General features: G+C 61.6%; 18 protein-coding genes. 10 read left to right on the forward strand and 8 right to left on the reverse strand.

Annotation, left to right across the window (positions count from 1 at the left end):
* The first annotated feature begins 370 nt into the window (after positions 1 to 370).
* From galT to QPK32_RS08495, 5 genes are all read left to right on the forward strand, one after another.
* A complete protein-coding gene (galT, locus tag QPK32_RS08475; RefSeq protein WP_290412355.1) occupies positions 371 to 1,459 on the forward strand; it encodes a galactose-1-phosphate uridylyltransferase in 1,089 nt (362 codons plus the stop codon).
* Entirely contained in the window at positions 1,456 to 2,583 is a 1,128-nt protein-coding gene (locus tag QPK32_RS08480) for a Xaa-Pro peptidase family protein (protein ID WP_290412356.1), read from the forward strand. Before galT ends, QPK32_RS08480 begins: the two co-directional genes overlap by 4 nt.
* On the forward strand, positions 2,580 to 3,674 hold the full coding sequence (gene galK / locus QPK32_RS08485; protein ID WP_290412357.1) for a galactokinase: 1,095 nt from the start codon (positions 2,580 to 2,582) through the stop codon (positions 3,672 to 3,674). Before QPK32_RS08480 ends, galK begins: the two co-directional genes overlap by 4 nt.
* Positions 3,671 to 5,482 (forward strand): glycoside hydrolase family 2 protein, encoded by a 1,812-nt coding sequence (locus QPK32_RS08490; RefSeq protein WP_290412358.1) that lies wholly within the window; start codon positions 3,671 to 3,673, stop codon positions 5,480 to 5,482. The genes galK and QPK32_RS08490 overlap by 4 nt, the downstream gene beginning before the upstream one ends.
* Positions 5,483 to 5,735: 253 nt before the next feature.
* The gene (locus QPK32_RS08495) at positions 5,736 to 6,989 is read left to right on the forward strand and encodes a glycosyltransferase (protein ID WP_290412359.1); all 1,254 of its coding nucleotides are present in this window, start codon (positions 5,736 to 5,738) and stop codon (positions 6,987 to 6,989) included.
* Positions 6,990 to 7,059: 70 nt separating this feature from the next.
* On the opposite strand, the gene QPK32_RS08500 is transcribed toward QPK32_RS08495, so the two are convergent.
* The 7 genes from QPK32_RS08500 to QPK32_RS08530 form a co-directional block, all read right to left on the reverse strand.
* Positions 7,060 to 7,701 carry a hypothetical protein gene (locus QPK32_RS08500; protein WP_290412360.1) on the reverse strand — a complete coding sequence of 214 codons (642 nt, stop codon included), beginning with the start codon at positions 7,699 to 7,701 and terminating at the stop codon, positions 7,060 to 7,062.
* Positions 7,702 to 7,889: 188 nt separating this feature from the next.
* Positions 7,890 to 8,321, reverse strand: coding sequence for a VanZ family protein (locus tag QPK32_RS08505; protein WP_290412361.1), 432 nt, complete (start codon positions 8,319 to 8,321; stop codon positions 7,890 to 7,892).
* Between the two features lie 57 nt (positions 8,322 to 8,378).
* On the reverse strand, positions 8,379 to 8,612 hold the full coding sequence (locus tag QPK32_RS08510) for a hypothetical protein (RefSeq protein ID WP_290412362.1): 234 nt from the start codon (positions 8,610 to 8,612) through the stop codon (positions 8,379 to 8,381).
* Between the two features lie 626 nt (positions 8,613 to 9,238).
* Complete coding sequence (locus QPK32_RS08515) at positions 9,239 to 10,006, reverse strand: SDR family NAD(P)-dependent oxidoreductase (RefSeq protein ID WP_290412363.1); 768 nt, start codon at positions 10,004 to 10,006, stop codon at positions 9,239 to 9,241.
* A 59-nt stretch (positions 10,007 to 10,065) separates the two neighbouring features.
* A complete protein-coding gene (locus tag QPK32_RS08520) occupies positions 10,066 to 10,575 on the reverse strand; it encodes a TPM domain-containing protein (RefSeq protein ID WP_290412364.1) in 510 nt (169 codons plus the stop codon).
* Positions 10,575 to 11,405 (reverse strand): YgcG family protein, encoded by an 831-nt coding sequence (locus tag QPK32_RS08525; RefSeq protein WP_290412465.1) that lies wholly within the window; start codon positions 11,403 to 11,405, stop codon positions 10,575 to 10,577. The genes QPK32_RS08520 and QPK32_RS08525 overlap by 1 nt, the downstream gene beginning before the upstream one ends.
* A gap of 25 nt (positions 11,406 to 11,430) precedes the next feature.
* Complete coding sequence (locus QPK32_RS08530; protein WP_290412466.1) at positions 11,431 to 12,009, reverse strand: LemA family protein; 579 nt, start codon at positions 12,007 to 12,009, stop codon at positions 11,431 to 11,433.
* Between the two features lie 200 nt (positions 12,010 to 12,209).
* Between QPK32_RS08530 and pyrF the strand changes: the two genes are divergently transcribed.
* Entirely contained in the window at positions 12,210 to 13,031 is an 822-nt protein-coding gene (pyrF, locus tag QPK32_RS08535; protein WP_290412365.1) for an orotidine-5'-phosphate decarboxylase, read from the forward strand.
* 116 nt (positions 13,032 to 13,147) lie between these two features.
* On the opposite strand, the gene sbcB is transcribed toward pyrF, so the two are convergent.
* Complete coding sequence (gene sbcB, locus QPK32_RS08540) at positions 13,148 to 14,596, reverse strand: exodeoxyribonuclease I (protein WP_290412366.1); 1,449 nt, start codon at positions 14,594 to 14,596, stop codon at positions 13,148 to 13,150.
* Positions 14,597 to 14,700: 104 nt separating this feature from the next.
* Here sbcB and QPK32_RS08545 point away from each other — a divergent pair, with 104 nt between their 5' ends.
* Genes QPK32_RS08545 through QPK32_RS08560 form a run of 4 tightly spaced genes read left to right on the forward strand, consistent with a single transcriptional unit; the run spans position 14,701 to position 20,219 of the window.
* A complete protein-coding gene (locus QPK32_RS08545) occupies positions 14,701 to 16,020 on the forward strand; it encodes a tyrosine-type recombinase/integrase (protein ID WP_290412367.1) in 1,320 nt (439 codons plus the stop codon).
* Entirely contained in the window at positions 16,004 to 17,602 is a 1,599-nt protein-coding gene (locus tag QPK32_RS08550) for a hypothetical protein (RefSeq protein WP_290412368.1), read from the forward strand. Before QPK32_RS08545 ends, QPK32_RS08550 begins: the two co-directional genes overlap by 17 nt.
* Positions 17,599 to 19,698: a hypothetical protein gene (locus tag QPK32_RS08555; RefSeq protein WP_290412369.1), complete on the forward strand. Its 2,100-nt coding sequence runs from the start codon at positions 17,599 to 17,601 to the stop codon at positions 19,696 to 19,698. The genes QPK32_RS08550 and QPK32_RS08555 overlap by 4 nt, the downstream gene beginning before the upstream one ends.
* 14 nt (positions 19,699 to 19,712) lie before the next feature.
* Complete coding sequence (locus QPK32_RS08560) at positions 19,713 to 20,219, forward strand: hypothetical protein (protein WP_290412370.1); 507 nt, start codon at positions 19,713 to 19,715, stop codon at positions 20,217 to 20,219.
* The last annotated feature ends 134 nt before the right edge of the window (positions 20,220 to 20,353 follow it).

A 20,353-nucleotide genomic window follows, 5' to 3' on the forward strand; every position in this document is an offset into this window, starting at 1 on the left:
TTTTTACAGTGGCCCGGCCCGTTTGCTGCGCTGCGCCACGCTTGCCGCCGCCTGTCCTCCATGTAGGCCGAGGCCTTGCGGCTACCTGTAAATGCGTCCAATCGATTTGTAGTCTTGTTCCTACGGCAACGCCTGCCTCATAGGGAAAATCGTTCCTGTTTTCGTCCTTTCCCTCGGAGAGAAGGCGGGCAGGGCATGCTGTCCTTACAGCAGGTGATCCAGCGTCATTGATTGCTGGAAAGACAAGTGCTGACATGCAGAAAATGTGGCGAAAACGCCATGATAGGATCGATTCCTGACCACGGCCGCAGGCGAAACTTGCACTGCGCAACCGTATTGCCTGACATAAAAAGCCATGCACAGCGAAGACTTGATCAAACCTGACGGACGCCAACTTACCCTGTACAGCAACCAGCCGATCCCGGCCGGCCTGGCCGCGACCAGCCCGTTCGCCGAGCCGCAGCACGCCAACCCGCACCTGCGCTGGCATCCGCTGCGCGGCGAGTGGGTCACCTACGCCGCCTATCGCCAGAACCGCACCTACCAGCCGCCGCCGCAATACAACCCGCTGGCGCCGACGAGCGATCCGGCGCACCCGACCGAGATGCCGGCCGGCGACTACGAGATCGCCGTGTTCGACAACCGCTTTCCCTCGCTGGCCCTGGATTCGCACGATCCGCCCGCGCTGACGGTGCCGAGCGCGCCCGCCAACGGCAAGTGCGAAGTCGTCGTGTTCACCCAGGACGCCCAGGCCTCGCTGGGCCGCCTGCCGCTGTCGCGCATCGAGCTGCTGCTGCGGGTATGGGCCGACCGCACCGAGCGCCTCAAGGGCCAGCACCACATCCAGTACGTGCTGCCGTTCGAGAACCGCGGCGCCGAGGTCGGCGTCACGCTGCACCATCCGCACGGCCAGATCTATGCCTATCCCTTCGTGCCGCCCGTGCCGGCGCGCCAGCTGGCGCAGGAGCGCGAGTACTACCTGCAGCACGCGTCCAGTTTGCTGTGCGACATGGCGCGCGACGAGGCCGCGGACGGCAAGCGCGTGCTGTACCGCGACGAGGAGGCGATCGCCTTCGTGCCCGCCTGTGCGCGCTACCCGTACGAAGTCTGGGTGATGCCGACCGAGCCGTGCCAGGACTTCGCCTCCCTGAGCCCGTCCCAGCGCCGCAGCCTGGCGCGCGCGCTCAAGACCGTGCTGCTCAAGTTCGACACCCTGTGGGAGCGGCCGTTCCCCTACCTGATGGCGTGGTACCAGGCGCCGCTCGACGGCGCCGCCCATCCGGAGACCCAGCTGCATGCCCAGTTCTATCCGCCGTACCGCACGCGCGACCGCCTGAAATACCTGGCCGGCACCGAGCTGGCGGCGGGCATGTTCGCCATGGACGTGCTGCCCGAGACCACCGCCTACGAGCTGCAGCAGGTCGAGATCCTGCTGGACGACCCGCGGGAGGCCGCATGACGCTGCAAGCAACCGATGCCGGCCGCGCCGCCGAGGTGGCCGCCAAGCTGCGCCTGCTGCGCGACGCGCTGGCCCAAGGCGCGGGCGGCGGCCATGCGGGGGCCATCCGCCTGCGCGGCGCCGACTGGTTCGCCTGGGCCACGGCCGGTGCCGACGCCTCGCCGCTGCTGGCCGCGGATGCGAACGGCGCCGAGCTGCTCGTCACGGCCGACGAAGCCTGCGTGCTGGCCGACGCCGTCGAGGCCGAGCGCCTGCGCGGCGCGGGGCTGCCGGACGGCTTCTCCTTCCACATCGCGCCCTGGGCCGAGCCCGAGCTGCACGACCGCTACGTGCTGGGCACGGCCGGCGCCGGTATCGTGCTGTCGGACCGCCCGCAGCGCGACGAGGCCGCGCTGCCGCACAACCTGCGCCTGCGCCGCACCGTGCTGACTCCGGACGAGCAGGAGCGCCTGCGCCTGCTGGGCCTGGATGCCGCCGCGGCCGTCGGCGACGCGTTGCGCGCCGCGCGGCCCGGCTGGACCGAACACGCGCTGGCCGCGGCCGCCGCGGAGGCGATGATGCGGCGCGGGATCCAGCCGGCGCTGGTGCTGGCGGCCGGCGCGCGGCGCCTGCCCCTGCAGCGCCGTCCGGCGCCGACGGCGGAGCCGCTCGGCAGCCGCGCGCTGCTGGCGGTGAGCGCGCGCCGCCACGGCCTGCATGCGAACCTGGCGCGCTGCGTGAGTTTCGGGCCGCTGCCCGACGATCTGCGGGCACAGCATCAGGAGCTGCTGCAGGTCGAGGCCACGGGCCTGGACGCGGTCCGCCCCGGCCAGTCGCTGGCAGCCGTCATCCACGCGCTCGACGCCGCCTACCGCCATGCCGACCGGACCGATGCGATCCAGGCCTGGCACCAGGGCGGCCCCACCGGCTACCTGCCGTACGAGATGCTCGCCAGCCCGAGCACGGCGACGGGTATCGAGACGGGCATGGCATTCGCATTCGCGCCGGGCCTGCCCGGCATCGCCGTCCAGGACACCTTCCTGCTCGGCGCCGGAGGACTGGACAACCTGACGGTCGATCCCGCCTGGCCGTCGAAGACCGTCGGCGGCCGCGTGCGGCCGCTCTGGCTGGAGGCCGCACCATGACGACACCCGAGATCTTCTTCGGCGGCGCGCCCGAGGCGTCCGCCACGGCGCCCGGCCGCGTGAACCTGCTGGGCGAGCACACGGACTACAACGACGGCTTCATGCTGCCGGTGGCCACGCCGCAGGCGACCACGGTGGCGCTGGCGCGCAGCAGCGACGACCAGCACCACCTGTATTCCGACACCCTCGACGGCAACGTCACCTTCGCGGCCAGGGGCGGCAGCGCGCCGCAGGGCTTCGGCAGCTATATCGAAGGCTGCATCCGGTTGATGGAGGCGCGCGGCGTGGACGTGCCGCCGCTGCGCGTGTTCGTCACGACGGACCTGCCGGTCGGCTCCGGCCTGTCGTCCTCGGCGGCGCTCGAGGTGGCGATGCTGCGCGCGCTGCGCGCGCTGCTGGGCATCGAGCTCGACGACGTCGAACTGGCCCGCATCGCCCAGCGCGCCGAGATCGACTATGCGCGCGTGAACTGCGGCATCATGGACCAGATGGCCTCGAGCCTGTGCGACGAGCGCAGCATGCTGTTCGTCGACGCGCGCACGCTGGAGCACCGGCTGGTGGCGCTGCCCGAGGGCGCCGAACTGATCGTCGTCGATTCCGGCGTGCCGCGCACGCTCGCCGCCAGCAAGTACAACGAGCGCCGCGCCGAGTGCGAGGAAGCGGCGCGCAAGCTGGGCGTGAAGGCGCTACGCGACGTGACGGATCCGGCCGCGCTGGACGGCTTGCCCGAGCTGCTGCGCCGCCGCGCGCGCCACGTGGTGCTGGAAGACCTGCGCGTGCTGGAGGCGGCGCAGGGCGTGCCGGCCGAGCGCTTCGGCGCACTGATGAACGCGTCGCACGACAGCCTGCGCGACGACTACGAGGTATCGATTCCCGAACTCGACCAGCTGGTGGCGCAGTTGCGCGCCGCCCCCGGCGTGTTCGGCGCGCGCCTGACGGGCGCCGGCTTCGGCGGGGCCTGCGTGGCCCTGTGCGCGACCGGCACCGCGCGCGCGGCAGCAGAAGCAGCACTCTCCACCTACAACAAAGCCGGACGCCAGGGACGCATGCTGATCCCGGTGCCGACCCAAGGAAAGGAACAACAAGAATGAGTCAGTTCGAGTATCCCCGTCCCCAACTGGTCCGCGACAACTGGATCAACCTGAACGGCAAGTGGCGCTTCCGCTTCGACGACGCGCTCGAATGCAGCATGCCCGGCGGCGTCGGGGGCTGGACCCACGAGATCAACGTGCCCTACGCGCCCGAGACGGAGATGAGCGGCATCCAGGATACGGGCTTCCACCGCTTCTGCTGGTACGAACGCGACTTCGAGCTGGCGCGGTCCGAGCAGCGCACGATCCTGCACTTCGGCGCCGTCGACTACTTCGCCCGGGTCTGGGTCAACGGCCAGCTGGTGGCCGAGCACGAGGGCGGCCATACGCCGTTCTCGGCCGACATCACGTCGGCACTGAAGGCCGACGGCAAGCAGACGGTGACCGTGTTCGTGGAGGACGATCCGGCCGACCTGGCCAAGCCGCGCGGCAAGCAGGACTGGCTGCTGGAGCCGCACTCGATCTGGTATCCGCGCACCACCGGCATCTGGCAGACCGTGTGGGTCGAGCAGGTGTCGCGCTCCTTCATCCGCACGCTGCGCTGGACCCCGATCTTCGAGACCTTCGAGATCGGCTGCGAAGTGTTCGCCGGCGGCGACATCCAGGAAGACATGTTCGTCGAGGTCAAGATCTGGCACGGCGAGCAGCTGCTGGCCGACGACCACTACAAGCTGCTGGCGGGCGAGGCCAACCGCAAGATCGCGCTGTCCGACCCCGGCATCGACGATTCGAGGAACGAGCTGCTGTGGAGCCCGGAGCGTCCGACGCTGCTCGACGCCGAAGTGATCCTGCGCTGCGGCGACAAGGTGGTCGACCATATCAAGTCCTACACGGCGCTGCGCGCCTTTCACATCAACCGCGACCGCCTGCTGCTCAACGGCCGCCCGTATCCGCTGCGCCTGGTGCTGGACCAGGGCTACTGGACCGAATCGTTCATGACGGCGCCGTCCGACGAGCACCTGAAGCGCGACGTCGAACTGGCCAAGCTGATGGGCTTCAACGGTGTGCGCAAGCACCAGAAGATCGAGGATCCGCGCTACCTGTACTGGGCCGACAAGCTGGGCCTGCTGGTATGGGAGGAGATGCCGTCGGCCTACCGCTTCTCCTCGCGCGCCATCACGCGCCTGGTGCAGGAATGGACCGAAGCCATCGAGCGCGACTACAGCCACCCCTGCATCATCGTGTGGGTGCCGTTCAACGAATCCTGGGGCGTGCCGAACCTGACGCTGACCCAGGCCCACCGCAATGCCGTCGAGGCGTTGTACCACCTGACGCGCACGCTCGACGCGACGCGCCCCGTGATCGGCAACGACGGCTGGGAAGCGTCGGCCACCGACATCCTGGGCATCCACGACTACGACGGCGACCCGGAGAAGATCAAGGCGCGCTACGAGGTCAGCGACCCGGTGCGCACGCTGTTCGACCAGCGCCGTCCGGGCGGACGCATCCTGACGCTGGACGGCTTCCCGCACCGCGGCCAGCCCATCGTGCTGACGGAATTCGGCGGCATCGCCTTCGATCCGGAGGCGGTTCCCGAGGACGGCACCTGGGGCTATACCCGCGCCCATACGGCCGAGAGTTTCCACGCCTTGTACGAAAGGCTGCTGAAGGTGGTCAACGAAACCTTCATGTTCAGCGGCTTCTGCTACACCCAGTTCGCCGACACCTTCCAGGAAGCCAACGGCCTGCTCAATGCCGACCGCACGCCCAAGCTGCCCTTCGAGATGATCAGCGCGGCCACGCGCAACGTTCCGCTGGTAACCAAACCGGTGGACGCAGAAGGAGACGAAGGACAGGCCAAGGCCTGACGCATCGCCGGCGCGATGGCGCCGGCCACGGCGGCGCGTGCCCGGACCCGAGCGATCCGGGTGGCGCGCCGCCCATCGCCACACGGCTGCGCGGCGGCGCCGTGCCTTGCATGTCACGCCGCGGCCACTGAGGCGGCCAATGAGGCGGCCAATGAGGCGGCCGTCCCGGACGAGCCGCATGCAGCAGCCGTCCCGCGGCAACGCGTTTTTTCGATCAACCGACCGCCCGGCAGCGGGCGAAAAAGGAGTCATCATGCCTACGATCGTCGTTTTCAGTCACCTGCGCTGGGATTTCGTGTTCCAGCGGCCGCAGCATCTGCTGTCGCGCCTGGCGCAGCATTATCCGGTCCTGTTCGTGGAGGAGCCGGAATACGATGCCGGGGCACCGTTCATGCAGCGCTCCAATCCCGCACCGAACATCACCGTGTGCCGCGCGCACACCCCGATCCACGCGCCCGGTTTCCATGACGAGCAGCTGCGCCTGCTGCAGCCGATGATCGCGGAACTGGCACCGCCAGGAGAAGAGGTCATCGCCTGGTTCTATACCCCGATGGCGCTGCCGCTGCTGCAGGCGCTGCAGCCGGCGCTGGTCGTGTACGACTGCATGGACGAGCTGGCATCGTTCAAGAACCCGCCGAAGCAGCTGCTGCAGCGCGAGGGCGCGCTGCTGAACATTGCCGACCTCGTGTTCGCCGGCGGCCCCAGCCTGTACGAGGCGAAGAAGAACCGCCACCCCAGCGTGCACTGCTTCCCCAGCAGCGTCGACGTCGACCACTTCCGCCAGGCGCTCGACCGCAGCCGCAGCCATCCGCTGCAGGAAGGGATCCCGCATCCGCGCCTGGGCTTCTACGGCGTGCTGGACGAGCGCTTCGATCCGGAACTGGTCGACGCGGTCGCGGCAGCGCGGCCCGAGTGGCAGATCGTGCTGGCCGGCCCGATCGTCAAGATCGACCATGAACGCTTGCCGCGCCGTCCGAACATCCATTACCTGGGCCAGCAGCCGTACGAGGCGCTGCCCGACTTGCTGGCCGGCTGGGACGTGTGCCTGATGCCGTTCGCCATCAACGAGGCGACCAAGTTCATCAGCCCGACCAAGGTGCTCGAATACATGGCGGCCCAGCTGCCCATCGTCGGCACGCCGATCGCCGACGTCGTCAAGCCCTACGGCCATGTCGTGAAGATCGCCGACGGGCCCGAGCAATTCGTCGCCGCCTGCGACGCCGCGCTGGCGATGACGCCGGACGAGCGTGCCCGCATGGTCGAGGCCATGCGGGCGATCGTCGCCGCCACCTCCTGGAACACGACGGCATTGCGCATGCGCGAGCTGATGGAAGCGGCGCCGCCGCATACGGAACGGCGCGCGTCGCCACGCACGGGCGAGGCGGCACCGGCCATCGCCATCGATGCCGGCGCCCAGCGTGCGGGCAAGGTCAATCCGCTGCGCAACCACGAAGCGGGAGCGGGGACGGACAAGCCGGCCACCCAGCGGCCGGCGCGGCTGGGCTGACGGCCTGCAGCGCTGGGCTCGGCGCCGGCCACGGTGCCACCCAGGGCTGCTCGCTGCTGCTTGGTGCTGCTCAGTGCTGGATCGAGCCGCCCGACAAGTTGACGCGGTCGCCGCTGCGGAAGTCGGGCACGGACTGCTGGGTCACGACCTGAGTGCTGCCGTCGTCCATGCGCAGCGTGACGCGATAGGCGTTTTCGCCACCGGAGCTGCCGGTGGCGCCGGCGCCGCTGCTGCCGACGGCGCCGGTCTCGGTGCCCGTGGCGCTCGCCCCGCCGGACAGCACCTCGATCGCGGCGACGGTGGCGTTCGCGCTCGTGCTTCCACTCGCGCTCGAGGCCGTGGCACCGCCCGACGAGCCGCCCATGCTGCTTTCGGTGGCGGTGCCCGTGGTCATGCCCTGATCCTGGCTGCTGGTGCCGGAGGTTCCCGAACTGCCGGAGCTGCCCGAACTACCCGAGCTGCCGGAACTGCCCGAGCTGCCCGAACTACCGGAGCTGCCCGAACTGCCGGTGCCGCCGCCCCAGCCGCCGGTGCCGCTCGAGCCCGTTCCTCCGCCCGTATCGGACATGGTGCTGCCGCTGCCGCTACTTCCAGTACTGCCGCTGCCGCCGCTGCTGTCCGAGCCGCCGCCGCGCCACTGGGCACAGCCGGACAAACCGACCGCCAGTGCCAGCGCGCCTGCCAGCAACACGCTCTGGTGTTGTTGCTTCATGTTCGACTCCTTCTGATGGGATAGTGTCAAGGGCACCTCGAAAAAGCTGCTGCGCGTTCGCGGTTCCCGCTGCGATGTCGAGTTACGTGACGATGCCGCGCGCCACTTCGCTAAGAGGCGCGCGCAGGGCGTGCGTTCAGGCTGACTCGGGTTAGGCATGAGCCACGTCAACGACGTGGCGTGCACCGTCAACGCTTGCCGGTGGCGAGCTTGAGTTGTGCGGACAGCAGTAGGGACAGCAGGGCGCAGGCGACGATGGCCGAGATGCAATCGACGGCCCAGTCGCGGATGTCGGACCCGCGGTAGGGGAAGAAGCTCTGCACGAATTCGTCGCCGGCCCCCATCAGGGCGACCGCCAGGATCGCCTTCCACGAGCGCGCGCCGGCGCTGCCGCTGCTGCCGACGTACCACAGGCAGGCCAGCACGCCGTAGGCGGTGGAGTGCAATTGCGCGCCGGAAGCGTAGGCGCCGATGTCGGCGCGCGCTCCCGGGATCGAACCGATCACGACGATGGCCACGTACATCAGGAGGGCACTGGCCAGGCACAGGCGTTGCAGGCGCGGATGGGTCAGCAGCTTATGCGGCGGCACGTTCATGAACAGGTGTGGACGAAAAAGCACACCTTATCATGACGCAAGAGTCGGCGCACGCAGGCGTGCGCACGTGGTGTACGCAGATCAGATGGTGAGGGCCGGAGCGCCATCCGGGTAGTGGGCGTCGAAGCAGCTGGCGCAGTCGGCGCAGAACAGATGGGCCATGCGCACGGTCGACTGGCGCAGGACGAGTTTCAGGTGGCCGCTCTGGCACTTGGGGCAGGTTTCCCTAACGGTGCCGAAGGTCATGACGTCGATCGGCTGGCCTTCGTCGTCGAGGTGGTCGATGACCATGCGCGGGTTGAGCTCGCTGAGCACCAGGCAGTCATCGGATTCGGCACGCCGCCGCGATGGGCCGGCGTGCCCGGATGGCGACCGCGTCGCGGATACAGGTGAAGTCATTGGACCGGCTCCCGTGCGATAGGTTGTCGTCCCACGCGCATCGAAAAACAAGCGCGAGGTATGCGTTTCATCATAGCGGAATCACGCAATGCTGCAACCCCGTCCGGGACATATTTGTGCACTGCGGCCGCACGCGGCGTCAGGAAGAGGGGACAAAAAAATGCCCGCCAACGGAGGACGGGCACAACCCAAGATCGGGCCAAGAGACGCGGTAATCGGTGCGGTGTGCGGCGCAGGGCGCGGCACACCTTTCTGCGATCACGCATATCGGTTGCGTGTATGCAGATGGGCTCAGTATAGGCAGGGAATGTGACTAGGACATGACAGATCTCAAGCGAACCGATTTTACAAATTGAACGCTTGAGAACGGATGCTGTCGCGTGCGCGGGCAAAAAAAAGCCCGCTTGCTGTGCGGGCTTCAAACTATTTTCTTGGAGGAGAATAGTGGAGACAGGTGCATTATGTTGCACCGCCAGATGACTGTCCAATTTCCATTTCGGATACCAGATATTGATTGTGACAATAATGGCTGGGACAGGCGCTTATTCGCGTACCGGGACCGTGTAGTTCAGCGCCAGGCGGCCGCCGTCCGCGTACAGCGTCTGGCCGGAAATGTAGGAAGCGTCATTGCTGGCCAGGAAGGCCACGATGGACGCGATCTCTTCCGGTTCGCCGCAGCGGCCCAGGGGCGTGCGCGACAGGATCGTGCGGCGCGCCTCCGGGCTGGCCAGCACGGCTTCCTTGGCCAGTTCGGTCAGGATGGTGCCGGGCCCGACGGCGTTTACGCGGATGCCGTGCTCGGCCAGCGCGATGGCGGCGACCCGCGTCAGCTGGTTGACGCCGCCTTTCGAGATCACGTAGGGCACCTGGTTCGGGATCGTCAGTTCGGCGTTCACGCTCGACATGTTGACGATGCTGCCGCCGCCTCCTTGCGCGACCATCGCGCGCGCCACCGCCTGGCTGCACAGGAACATCGATTTCAGGTTGATGCGAAGGACGCGGTCGAAGTCGTCCTCGGCCAGGTCGAGGAAGGATGCCGCATGGGTGACGCCGGCATTGTTGACCAGGATGTCGACCCGGCCGAAGGCGTCCAGCGTGGCGGCCAGCATGGCGTCGACGTCCGCCTTGACGCCGACGTCGGCCTGGAAGAAGCGGGCGGCGTCGCCGAGCGTTGCGGCCGCCGCCGCCCCTTCGGGACGGACGTCGACCAGCATCACGCGCGCGCCTTCCTGCACGAGGCGCTGGGCGCAGGCAAGGCCGATGCCCTGGGCGGCTCCGGTGACGATGGCGACTTTGGCGGCGAGTTTCATGGGCTTCCCCTGCTGGTTGAAAACGAAGCCGCCATTCTACCCATCCGCCGCGGCCATGCCTACAGCATCAGCGGGCGATCCGGCAGCTCGTTGGGCCGTGCGCCGTCGGCCGGGAAGTGGCGCCGCAGCAGGGCGTTGACCTGGGCCACCGCATCCAGCGTCGCGTCGTGGAAGGCACCGCGGGCGAAGCCGCGCGTGAGCGTGTCGCACACGGCCTGCCAGGTGGCGGCGTCGATCCTGCGGTCGATGCCGCGGTCGGCCACGATGTCGACCTTGTGCTCGGCCAGGTTGACATAGATGAGGACGCCGCAGTTGTCCTCCGTATCCCAGATGCCGTAGTCGGCGAACAGGGCCAGCGCGCGCTGGCGGTTGGTGACGCCATCCCAGGCGGCGGCCAGCGGCAGCGCCTTCTCGACGATCAGGCGCACTTCGCCGCGGTGGGTCTGTTCGCCGGCCGTGATGGCGTCGGCGATGGCGGCCAGCGTGGCGGGCGGGAAGGCGCGCTGGGCTTCGGCGCGGGTGCTGAGCAGGTGGCGCAGCGTGCGCCGGAAACGGTTCTGTGCAGCCATCACCAGTCTCCCGAGGCGCCGCCGCCGTCGAAGCTGCCGCCTCCTCCCGAGAAGCCACCGCCGGAAAATCCGCCGCCGCCGCTCGAGAAGCCGCCGCCGCGATGGCGGCCGCTCTCCATATTGCTGAGGATGCTGCCCAGCACGAAACCGGCCGCGCCGCTGTCCCAGCCATTGTTCGCGCCGGGCCGGGCCAGGCGGTTGCCGCCGCCGCGGAACGCCGAGCGCACGACCAGCACGCCCATCACCAGCAGGAAGATCGCGACGATGATGCCGGGGCCCGTGACCTCGTCGGATTCCGCTTGCGCCTTGGCCTGCGGGGCCGGAAACTTTTCCTGGTTCAGCAGCGTGGCGATGGCGCCCACGCCCGCGACCAGGCCGCCATACCAGTCCTTCTGGCGGAAGTGCGGGGCGATCGTGTCCTGCAGGATGCGCTTGGACTGGGCATCGGTCAGCACGCCCTGCACGCCGCGTCCGGCCTCGATGCGCAGGCGGCGCAGCGAGCTCGGGTTGTCGGGCGCGACCAGCAGCAGTACGCCGTCGTCGACGCCCTTGCGGCCCAGCTTCCAGGCATCGGTGACGCGGATGCTGTACTGCTCGATGGCTTCCGGTTCGGTCGACCTGACGATCAGCACGGCGATCTGGCTGCCCGTCCTGGCTTCGTAGTCGGCCAGCACGGATTCCAGGCGCAGGCGCTCGTCCGCCGTCAGCATGCCGGCCTGGTCGGTGACGCGGGCCTCCAGCGCCGGCACGTCCTTCAAGGGCTGCGCCAGCGCCTGTCCGGCGAGCAGGGCAGCCAGGGCGCAGGCCCACAGCAGGCGCAGGAAAGGCATCGTGGCCGGCTTGGTCATGGCGCGCTTATTTGCCGAAGTTGACCGTCGGCGCCGTCGAGATCGATTTCTCGTTCTCGACCGTGAACGAGGGCTTGGGCTGGTAGCCGAACGCCATCGCCGTCAGGTTGGTCGGGAAGCTGCGCGCCAGCACATTGTATTCCTGGACCGAGGCGATGTAGCGCTGGCGCGCCACCGTGATGCGGTTTTCCGTGCCTTCCAGCTGCGACTGCAGGTCGCGGAAGCTGGTATCCGCCTTCAGCTGCGGATAGTTCTCCGACACGGCCATCAGGCGCGACAGCGCGCCGGACAGCTCGCCCTGCACCTGCTGGAACTTCTGGAAGGCTTCCGGATTGTTCAGCACTTCCGGCGTGATCTGGAAGCTGGTGGCGGCGGCGCGCGCCCGGGTGACGGCTTCCAGCGTATCCTTTTCGTGCGAGGCATAGCCCTTGACCGTGTTGACCAGGTTCGGGATCAGGTCGGCACGGCGCTGGTACTGGTTGACCACTTCCGACCAGGCCGCCTTGGTGGCTTCGTCCTTGGCCTGGAATTCGTTGTAGCCGCAGCCCGAGAGCAGGACGCAGGCGAGGAGGCCGCCGAGCAGCATGCCGGTCCAGCGCGTGATAAAGGTTGGCTTCATGGGTACATCCGGTGCGAGTTGTCGAATGGCTAAAAATATACAGTAAATAACACGGGGATGGCGTGTGATCGCGCCGGGAGTTGCTCGTAAGACACGTCGATAACGATGGTGGGGAGGCGAGGGAGCGCGCTACAATAGCGGGTTTGCAATCAGAGACGAGGCTAGCCGTGAATTTCATTGATCAATTGAGCGCCGCCTGGCGCAGCAACGATTCCCTGCTGTGCGTGGGCCTGGACCCGGACGTCGCGCGCCTGCCCGCCCACCTGCAGGGCAAGCCGGACGGCATCGTGGAATTCTGCAAGGCCATCATCGACGCAACGGCCGACCTGGCCTGCGCCTTCAAGCCGCAGATCGCCTACTTCGCCGCCCTCGGCGCGGAAGACCAGCTGGAAGCCGTCTGCCGCTACTTGGCGGACCGCTATCCGCACATCCCGCTGATCCTGGACGCCAAGCGCGGCGACATCGGCGCCACCGCCCGCCAGTACGCGCGCGAAGCCTTCGACCGCTACGGCGCCCACGCCGTCACCGTCAACCCCTACATGGGCTTCGATTCGGTCGAACCGTACATGGAGTGGGAAGACCGCGGCGTGATCGTCCTGTGCCGCACCTCGAACGCGGGCGGCTCCGACCTGCAGTTCCTCGACGTGGGCGGCCAGCCGCTGTACCAGCACGTGGCGCGCCTGGTGGCGGACAAGTGGAACAAGAACGGCCAGTGCGCGCTGGTGGTCGGCGCCACCTTCCCGGAAGAACTGGCGCAAGTACGCCGCATCGTCGGCGACATGCCGCTGCTGGTGCCGGGCATCGGCGCCCAGGGCGGCGACATCGAAGCGACCGTCAAGGCGGGCCGCACGGCCGGCGGCACGGGCATGATGATCAACTCCTCGCGTGCCATCCTCTACGCGCAGCCGCAGGGCGGCGAGGATTTCGCCCAGGCCGCGCGGCGCGTGGCGCTGGAGACGCGGGATGCGATCAACGCGCATCGCGCGTAAGCGTCAAACGGCGGAATAAGCCGTCGCCCCTGCGAAGGCAGGGGCCCAATTTGCGTGCACCGCCGATATGTAACATTAGGCCCCTGCCTTCGCAGGGGCGACGTTGTAGCGGCTGTTCAGTACCTGCTCGGCGCGATCGCTTCCGCATAGTCGTACAGGGCCCCCAGGATTTCCTCCGCGCGTTCGTCCGCCGTCTCCGACAGCGCATCGATCTCCCCGAACAGCTGGTCCACCGTGCGCGCGCCGCCGTCGCCGTCGAACAGGCGCGCGGCGCGGTGTTCTTCCCAGGCTTCCATTTCTTCCGGCGCCAGCGAATCGGGGAAGTTGCGCGCGCGGTAGCGGAACAGGATGTCGCCCAGGCGCTTGTCGTCGAAGCCGGGACGGGCGGCGGCAAGCCGGACCGGGTCTTCCAGGCGCAGGCTCTCCAGGCGGCGGCGGTCGGCATTGCCGACGAAGCCGCCGTACAGGTCTTCGTCGACGTCCACCGGTTCCGTCCCCGCATCGCGTTGGAACACTTCCTGCCACACGGCCGCCATGTCGGGACCGCCGGCCGCCAGGCGCGCGTGGGCCAGGCCTTGTTCGATATCGAGTTCCCAGCGCTGGGCCAGCGCCGGCGACAGCGTCTTCAGGTTCCCGACCAGCATCGGTGACTTGTTCAGGTGCACGCTCTTGATGGGCAGGCGCGCCACGCCCTCGGGCAGGTCGGCGCTGCGCGTGAACATGCGCAGGCGGATCGTCTCGACGTCCAGCGCGAACAGTTCGGACGGGTCGTGGCGGCAATCCCAGACCAGCACCTCGTTCTTGTTGGTCGGGTGCGTGGCCAGCGGCCACACGAGGCCGATGCAGCCGCGCTCGGCCGGGAACATGCCGGACACGTGCAGGAAGGGCTGGCGCAGCGCCGGGTCCAGGTGCAGGCCCATCTCGGCCGCCACGCGGTCCTTGCGGCGCAGTTCGAGGCAGAAGTCGAACAGCTTCGGCTGCTTGTCGCGCAGCAGGCGCGCCAGCGCGATGGTGGCGCGCACGTCGGACAGCGCGTCGTGCGCCGCTTCGTGGACGAGGCCGTTATCGCGGCTCAGGTGCTCGAGCTTGAAGCTGGGGCGGCCGTCCTCGTGGCACGGCCAGACGATGCCGTCCGGGCGCAGCGCATAGGCCATGCGCACGACGTCGAGCAGGTCCCAGCGGCCGCAGCCGTTCTGCCATTCGCGGGCATACGGGTCGATCAGGTTGCGCCAGAACAGGAAGCGCGTGACTTCGTCGTCGAAGCGGATGGTGTTGTAGCCGACGCCGATGGTGCCCGGCTCGGAGAATGCTTCGCAGATGCGGGCGGCGAACGCGTGTTCCGGCACGCCGTGTTCCAGGCAGTGCTGGGGCGTGATCCCCGTGATCAGGCAGGCTTGCGGATCGGGCAGGTAGTCGGGCGCCGGCTGGCAGTACAGCATGATCGGCTCGCCGATCTCGTTGAGCTCGGCATCGGTGCGGATCGCCGCGAACTGCGCCGGGCGATCGCGGCGCGGGACGGCGCCGAAGGTTTCGTAGTCGTGCCATAGCATACTGATTTGAGTCATATGTAAACAAATCCTTTCGGTGTCATAGGAGAAGTTGAGTTTTTCCTTGTTGACACTCTGTCTAGAAGGATGTAATGTTGCAATTTAACCTACGGAAACAGGGAATGTCAACAGAACTGCTGCCTCTTCGTATCAGGCCGATCCGCTGGCGCAACGGCGAGCGTTTCGCCATGCTGATCAACGCCAACACCGGCATGCCGTTGCTCGTCCCTACTGTCTTTGCGGTAGCTACCTTACGTCAAAAAGACCTTTCGTTTTCAGCAATTAGTCAAGCCATGTACGCGGTGCGTATCCTAATTCATTATACCTACGTAATGGGTATCGATTTGTGGATGAGAATCCACGTCGAAGGAAAACTATTGGATTTGAACGAAGTCGAAAAAATTGGTTCTTTGTGCAGACTCCATAACGGCGCATTAGAAAACGAACTTCGTTTGATGCTCACCACAGTGACTTCGGCTCCGAAGAAATCGAACGTTATTGACATGTACCAAGCTCGACCAAAAAAGAAAAAAGTCGCTCATGTCGATCGAGGAACAACAAACATCCGCTTGACCCACATCCACAATTATTTAAAGTGGATTTCCGATCGAGAAATCATAAAGATGGCTGATGGGAGAAGTAATTACCAAGATGTGCGAGACAATATTGGATTGTGTTTATCCGCTCTTAAGGCGAAGAAAACAAAAGATAGAGATCGCAATACAGTCAATGTTCGGAAAAAGGGATTAAGTGAGGACGTAATTTCGAGAATACATGAAGTCGTCGATCCCGAATCGGACGAAAATCCTTGGCGACCTGGTTTTAATAGGTATCGTAATCGCCTGTATATATATTGGCTGCTTGAGCTCTCTCTGAGAAGAGGGGAGGCGCTCGGCGTGCTTTTGGAGGACCTGGATGTAGCGGACGAAAAAGTTCAAGTGATGAGACGTCCGGATAATCCAAAAGACCCACGCGGAAAATATGCGCCGTTAACGAAAACGAGAGATCGGATATTGAAAGTTTCGGGGCCACTTCTTGAGTATACGGAAGAGTATTTAGCAATGCGGCGTAAATTTTCAAATGCTGACCGTCATGGCTATCTTTTTATTTCAAGTTGGCACGGCGACCCTATTAGTATCAGTGCCGCTCGTGACATTTTCAATGGGCTACGTGAGAAGGTTCCAGGGCTGCCGAATCTTTCGGCACAGATATTGCGGCATACTTGGAATACGTTGTTTACGAAGCATGCCTATAAAACAAAAATGTCGGACAAGAAACGACTGGAAAGCATGCGAAATCAAAACGGGTGGTCCGACGAAAGCATGATGCCAGATTACTATTCGATAGCGGCTATTGAGGAAGAGGCTCAAAATGTTTCTCTGGAAGTGCAAAATAAAATACATGGTTTGAAAAAAGAAGAAAAAAATGGAAAACCTATTTGATACATCGAAAAAGCTCGAGATTCCTGAGCTCCCGGAGTCTTTCACCACTTCCTCTGGCGCCACATTTAACCCAAGATTAAATCGTTGGACTTATCGCGATGGAATTGACAGTATTGACATTGATTTTTCTAAGTACGAGGCACTTCTTTCTCCTGAATTAGTTACGATATTAAAAGCGGTTCTCATGCATTCGACATTGGAACTGGCTCCGCAAACCATAGTTTCGACCGAATATGCGTTCCACAAGTTTTGTTTAAGTATTCGTGAAGATCGTAAGATATTTTTCTTTACAAAAGGCCATGTCGTCGATTTCTGGAAGAAGGAAAAAGTAAATCGCTATAAAGCCGCTGTGCGTCAGCTATTTGTATGGTGGTATAGGCACCAATACCCCGGAGTAAACCCTAACGCAGTGTCATATGTAACTAGTCAAAAGGGCGAAACTGGCTCCGGAATGGCGGTATTGACATGGTGTCCTGTTAAAGGACCGCTCACCAATCTGGAGTTCGGAGCCATGTACAAAGCTTTACTCGAGGCTTATGGCAGTGACGAAATGTCTCGCCAACTCTTTTTGATGGTGTGGTTGACAGCCAGTTTAGGACTGCGCCCGCGGCAGATTGCACTTCTGAAAGTTGGAGATTTTACAGAAACGAGCAATGATGGATTTGTCACTTATACGCTAGATGTGACACGCATCAAGCAAAAATCGCAGGCTCTTAGAGATGAGTTGTATACCTGGAAGATCATTCCTGAAATAGGTGAGATCTTTTCTGCTCAAGCTAAATTTTCGCGCGCATTTTTCAAAGATGTGCTTACTGATCCTGCGGATGCACCTTTGTTTTTTCGCGATGGTGATGACTTTGACTTTTCGGATTCAGAAAATCGAGGAACAATTGATATAGAAGAAGAGTTGGACGAGGATGGGGAGCCCGAAGCAGACGAATTTGGTGGAGGTTATGACTATCATCTTTCTGCTGGAATGACGTCCGCCTGGATAAGGATTGGTTTTGAAAAGCTCGATGTGCAATCCGAACGTGTCGGTGGAGATATCCGTCTTAATGCCGCACGAATGCGAAAGACTTATGGCACTCGCCTAGCTGCCGAAGGTCGGCCGCCATCGGTTATTGCATTGCTTATGACCCACCGTAGTGTTAGAAGCTCGCGACACTACATTGCAGCAACGTCGGGCTTACAGCACAGGTTGGATAAAGCGCTAGCTTTCGAGTTGGCTCCGCTTGCGCAGGCATTCAAAGGAGAATTACTGACTAGTTGGGATGACGAGGCTGACTCGCCTGTGGTGCGCGACTTGCGCCTGGTCAAGAGTGCTGACCCGCTTGGAAAGTGCGGAAAGCATGGGTATTGCGGTTTCGCGGCCCCAATTGCTTGCTACACCTGCAAAAAATTTCGTCCTTGGCTTGATGGCCCGCACGCGGCAGTCTTTGAATACCTTTGGGAAAAAAGAGAACAGCGAGCTGACAAGAAAATTAAAAACGATGCAAATATGATCATGTTGCATGATCAATCGATTATTGCAGTTGCGCAAGTGATAATGAAATGCGAACAGTTTCGGCGGGAGAATCAGTGAGCGATATCGTCGACCTCGTTCCTAAGCGGTTTTTGATTGCAGATCAAAAATTGGCGACATTCATTCAAGAATCAAAAGAGTTGGTTGTTTTTGACGATAATTTTGATTTTGATAAAAATATTTGGAATGCTACAAACCTTGTTGGGCAGAAAGGCAAACGGGGTGTTACTACTATTCCCTTTACTGCTTGGGGGAAACCTCGGCCTAGCGCCAATGTCACCTCAGAATTCATGCTCGAACCGTTTTTGACGTTTGCTAAGGCTTATATTTTAGATGAGTATGAAAGAACGAAGAAGGTTAGTCTAAACCGTGATTTGCAGGCGTTACGTGCAATATCTAAAGCGCTTGAAGTTAACGCGGAAAGATGTTGCGTAACACTATTGACAGCAAACATTCTTGATGCAGCTGTCGCGATTGTAAAGCGCAAATATAGCTTGGAAGCTGCACACGGTATTTCCGCTTGCATCGCTCATATTGCCCAAATCGTTGACAATAAATTTATCGGTCGCATTCCTTTACAATGGAAGAACCCCGTTAAATATATCAGTCCGAGAGCGCGCATCGGCGAAGAGTTCGAAGAGATAAGGAATAAACGTCTTCCGGATAGTAATATTTTGGTGGCACTTGGCCGCGCTTATCAAAAGGCCAGTCATCCTGAAGACGTGATTTACACGTCAATGTGTGCTGTGATGCTTGGGTCTCCCGATAGAGTCAATGAGGTAGCATCTCTTCCAGAAGATTGCGAATCCCCCACGCTCGGAGATGGAACTCCAGGATACGCCTTGAGATGGTGGCCTTCAAAAGGTGCGCTGCCGCAACTTAAGGCTATACCTGAAGTGATGCAGGATATCGTAAAGGAAGCGATTGGTCGTATTCGTAAATGTACGGAATACGGAAGGGCCTTGGCAAGATTTTACGAGGATCAAATTAAATCAGAAGGTAGCTTTCCTACCATAGTCTACCTTCCGGATCACTTGGAGTATTTACGTACCCAAGAATTCGTTAGTAAGGATGAGATTTCTAAAATTCTGTGGGGGGAAGGTGGTCATATCGTCGACGACTGGTGCAGAAAAAACAAAATCGAAGGGATTCCTGTTTCAGGCTCTAAGCGTCAAATCCATCGTTTCTCGGACGTTGAAAAAGCCATATTGAAAGAACTACCATCACACTTCCCTTACTCCGATAATACCAAAAGGTATAAGTGCAGCGAGTTGTTGTTCACAATGCAAAAATTTAGCAACACTAAAAGGAGGCCTTATGCTTGCATTTATGTTGCCATGGATAGGGTTGATCTCAACTATAGGCTAGACGGTAATAATAAGACTTCTATATTTTCGAATCTCGGTTTGAACGTAATCGTTGATGGGATCGAGCAGCCGTTTAAAATTACTTCACATCAATTTCGTCACTATTTGAATCACTTAGCTCATACAACTGGAGAATTAACCGAGATCGACATTGATCTATGGTCAGGGCGAACCTCGCGCGGTCAAACATACAATCATCTTAGTAGTGAGGAAATAAGCTCGCGAACAGCTGAGCTGATTGGCGGTTCTTTGTCTCAACTTCCAGCTTTAAAAGCTGACAAGCAAGTCAAACTTTATGTTAGAGCTGAGTTCAAGCGTTTAGGTATAGAAGCTGGACATACCACAGATTTTGGTTATTGTGCTCACGACTTTGCAGCCTCTCCTTGCCAAAAGCATCAGGAGTGTCTCGACTGCACGGAGCAGTTTTGCATTAAGGGGGATGTCGAAAGAGAAAGAAATTTGCGTTTCGAAAAAGAAGAGCTCGAGCATCTTGTAGAAATGGCTGAAAATGCGAACTCCCAAAAGAAATATGGCGCCGATCGCTGGTTGGACCGGCAAAAGGTAAACCTTGCGAGAGCTAAAGAGTTGCTGGGTATTATCGATAACCCAGATGTGCCTTATGGGGCGCCAATTAGATTAATCCGAAATAATAATTATTCGAAAATTTCACACGCGCGTAGTATTAAAGAGCAGGATAGTGGGATTGCCTTGAGTAAGAACATTAGCGACGAGGAAAAACAGCTTGGGGTTCTGGGCTTTTCCTTACTTGGAATTGGTAAAAATAATTAAATAAAGGTTTCAAGATGGAGAAGAAGATTGAAAAGAAAGAGCGCTCGCCGAACTTGACCGCAGAGCGCGTTAAAAAGATTGTGGATGTTATAGAATCTTGGGAAGAAGGTAAGCTAACCTGGGATGCGATTATCAACGCGATCGCAAAGAAGCTTAATGCGACGTACACCCGTCAAGCACTATCAAAGAAACCAAGCATTCAAATTGCTTATGAGGCAAAAAATAAATTTTTGTCTTTGGCATCAGCTGGGTCAACAAGCACTGGGATTCCAGAACTAGATGAAGCGCTTCGCACAATTGACAGGTTGAAGTTGGAAATCGAGCGACGCAAGCAGATTGAGAACGATTTGATGGAACAATTTGCTCGATGGGCTGCAAATGCGAATGAGAATGGAGTCGATTATCGGATTTTGGATCGCCCGCTCAGCGCAGTCGATCGAGATGCAAGTTTGCCTAAGCCTAAGTCTAAGTCTAAGGCTAAGAACAAGCCTAAGCTAAGAAAAGTAACACACATCGAGTAGCGACTATCGCTAGCCTCTCTACTTCGACTTAGCGACGAGCAGTGCGACGATCACACATCGCCATCCGTTGCTGCTGGTAAAACAAGTGGCGTTGGTAGATGAGCTCTCTGAAGGCCGCATGGGCCTCAGATATA

The sequence above is a fragment of the Massilia sp. YIM B02763 genome (assembly GCF_030412015.1).
In the GTDB taxonomy this organism is placed as follows: domain Bacteria; phylum Pseudomonadota; class Gammaproteobacteria; order Burkholderiales; family Burkholderiaceae_D; genus Telluria.